Source organism: Dehalococcoidales bacterium (assembly GCA_028716225.1).
Classification (GTDB): domain Bacteria; phylum Chloroflexota; class Dehalococcoidia; order Dehalococcoidales; family UBA5760; genus UBA5760.
On the sequence record JAQUQE010000104.1, the window covers coordinates 1 to 3,543 of the forward strand.

Annotated in this window: 1 protein-coding gene; it reads right to left on the reverse strand. The window is 52.8% G+C overall.

The genetic code is table 11. The annotated features are described in order from the left end of the window. Positions 1-3,543 (reverse strand): hypothetical protein (locus PHI12_14195; GenBank protein ID MDD5511938.1); only part of this gene is annotated, 3,543 nt, incomplete at both ends.

The window sequence follows — 3,543 nt, forward strand, 5'->3', positions numbered from 1 at the left end:
AGAGCGATGTTGTAGTTGCCAGTGGTGTTGGAACGGAGGGCGGAGACTCCCAGGGCGGTATTTTGGTAGCCAGTGGTGTTGGAACGGAGGGCGGAGACTCCCAGGGCGGTGTTGTTGTTGCCAGTGTCGTTGGCGTAGAGGGCGTAATCTCCCAGGGCGGTGTTGCCGCTGCCGGTGGTGTTGGAGTGGAGGGCGGAGTTTCCCAGGGCGATGTTGCTGTTGCCAGTGGTGTTGGAGTAGAGGGCGGAGGGTCCCAGGGCGATGTTGCTGTAGCCCTCGGTGTTGGCGTAAAGGGCGGAGTCTCCCAGAGCGGTGTTGGAGCTGCCAGTGGTATTGGAGAAGAGGGCGTAGGATCCCAGGGCGGTGTTGTAGCCGCCAGTGGTATTGGAGAAGAGGGCGTGGGGTCCCAGGGCGATGTTGTTTTTGCCAGTGGTGTTGGCGGAAAGGGCGGAATATCCCAGGGCGGTGTTGGAGCCGCCAGTGGTGTTGGACTTAAGGGCGGATTCGCCTAAAGCGGTATTCCCTAGTATGTCCCCACCAAGAGAAAGGAAGGTGGCGCCGTTATAGCCAATGACTTTTAAAGCCGGATAAGGCGAGTCAATTTGTCTTATTGACACGTCGTCAATTGTCCAGGTGTCTCCGGTATTTCCATTATAGTCTACAAAGATAATAGTTTCCGTGCCGGTGAAATCGGTTTGGAAGACAACGGTGTGGGTGCCATTAGAAAAGGGATCATTGTTGTAAGTTATCCCATTGTTCATCAGCCAGAAGAACATTGGTGCATTTGCGCTTGAGATAGTGAAAGTAAGTAGGTAAGTATTGCCCGAGGTGGTGGCAAAGGTTGTAAAAAGATAAGGTTCGCCACCGGTATAAGTAACAACTACATTGTTGTCTCCGTAAGTCGCATCACTTCCCAGTGTCCAGCCGGTAGTGCCGCCGGTGAAGGTGCCATTGGTAATAAGCTCGCCCCCGGTTGGTGCGGCAATATTAGTAGCGATTTCCAGTTTTGAAGTAGGATTTGTCGTCCCGATGCCGACGTTACCTAAGGGGTTAATGGCCAGGGCCTCCGTTCCTCCCGCCGCCACCCTTAAAGGTTTAAGATTTGACCCTGTGGCGGTATTAAGGTTTAAAAGGTAGCCCGTGCCGGTATTATTAGCCGTATCGGTAAGGGTAAAGAGGTTATTAGTTCCTGTTGAGGCTCCCCAGGTAAAGGTGGTGGTGTAGGCCTGATGGGATAAAGAGAGATTCCCATCGGGATTGGTTAGGGCATTCCACTTTAGGGCGTTGGCGGTGATTTCAGTCGTCCACTCCAGCCCTCCCGAACCATTATTTTTCAAAAAGCTGTTGGTAATATGAGAAGATGGCCAAGAGTAGGTGAGGTTTTTGAGCTTGACAATATCCCCACTACTGTCAACTTGGAACTGAGAAGTGGCGCCGACTGAGAATAGAGAAGGGGGGCTGGTGGTGCCGATGCCGACGTTGCCTTTGAGTATTGTTTTGGTAATACTATCATTTCCCAAGACGACGCTATTACTTCCCGCTCCAATCGCCTGGTGGCCAATAACTATTTCATTTGTCCCCCCTGCAGCATTGGCTCTGGTGTCATAACCCAGAAAGACAGAATTACTTGGTGTTTCATTGTCTGACCAATCAGCTAAATAACTTCCAGCATTTACTCCCAAAGCAATGTTGGAGCTGCCAGTGGTGTTAGAGTAGAGGGCGGAGTCTCCCAGAGCGATGTTGCGGGCGCCAGTGGTGTTAGAGTAGAGGGCGGAGTATCCCAGAGCAATGTTGTAGGAACTAGTGGTGTTAGAGTAGAGGGCGGAGGTTCCCAGAGCAATGTTGCTGCCGCCGGCGGTGTTGGATTCGAGGGCGGAGGTTCCCAGAGCGATGTTGTCGTAGCCGGCGGTGTTGGAATAGAGGGCGGAGGTTCCCAGAGCGGTGTTGTTGTAGCCGGTGGTGTTGGAATAGAGGGCTTGATAACCTATGGCCGTATTAGATGTTCCATCGGCAAGAAGATTTTTCCCCGCCTGATAACCAAGTAAAGTGGCATAATTTGTGTTATTAAATTGAATCAAATCTTTGACTTGAATTAAATTGTTAGGACTCGTCGTCCCGATGCCGACACTGTGTTTTACCAACAAAGAAGGATCGGCGGCCGGGTCAAGATAATAAGCTATATCAGCGGTGTCAATAAACTTGGCGGCTTTAATCTCCCCATCAACATGAAGCTCAGAAGTAGGACTCGTCGTCCCGATCCCCACATTGCCGGAAGCATCAATGGCCAGGGCCTCCGTTCCTCCCGCTGCCACCCTTAAAGGTTTAAGATTTGACCCTGTGGCGGTATTAAGGTTTAAAAGGTAGCCCGTGCCGGTATTATTAGCCGTATCGGTAAGGGTAAAGAGGTTATTAGTTCCTGTTGAGGCTCCCCAGGTAAAGGTGGTGGTGTAGGCCTGATGGGATAAGGAGAGATTATCGGTAGGATTTTGAAGACTACTCCATTTAATCCCCAACCCACCGACATCGCTCCAGGTGGGAGCGCCTGTTCCCGCTGAGGTTAAGACCTGACCGGCACTGCCTACTCCTGTTAGTTCTAAGGAATCGGCATCCGAGTAAACGACACTGCCGGCTGAGGCGGCCAGGCTTTTATTCGTCCCTCCCCTTGCTAAGGATAACTGTCCCAACCAGCCGACACTAATGGAAGCAGGATTAACCAAGGCAGTAGAGGCCGATCCTCCCAAGGTCAAGGTGACATTGGTATCATCAGTTTTGGTTAAGGCGGCGGGGTTATCCCAAGTTGGTGCTCCCGCTCCCCCTGACTTGATGATCTGCCCTGAGGTCCCCGCCGCCAGATGGCCATAGGCGGTGGTAGAGGTTGAGTAGACCAGTTCTCCGGCTCCGGCGGCAGTCATATTGGCTCCCAGGCCGCCTCTTGAGGTTGAAAGATAGGTTTCCGAGTTTAGCACCCCCCCGCTGGTGGTGTAAACCGGTCCGTTATTGGTTAATCCCGAGAAGGTGATCGTCCCCGAGGAGGTAAGGCCGGTAAATCCCGAGGCGACGCCGGTGGTGGAGATATCCCAACTTGAGGTATTAACCGAACCGGCATCAGCGCCGTCTCCTAAAGTAAAGGTGCTGTTGGCGGTTAAGGCTCCATTGGCGGTTAACCCTAAAGTGGCGGTGATGAGCCCTGATATGGTAGGAGTGGCTGTCCAGTCAGTAGGAGAGATGGTTAAGCCTGATCCGGCAATGGTGGTGGCATAGGAAGCATTGCCAAAGGTGACCGCCCCCGCATCACCTTGGAAAAGAGGCGAAGACACGGAAGTGGTAAACCTACCCGTTCCGTTAACATCAAGTTTTGCCCCCGGGCTGGTTGTCCCGATCCCCACATTGCCGGCGGCATCGATGGCCAAAGCCTCAACTCCGGCCGAAGCCACCCTTAAGGGTTTCAGGGTTGACCCGCTGGCGGTATTAAGGTTTAAAAGGTAGCCGGTGCCGGTGTTGTTAGCCGTATCGGTAAGGGTAAAGAGGTTATTTGTCCCGGTG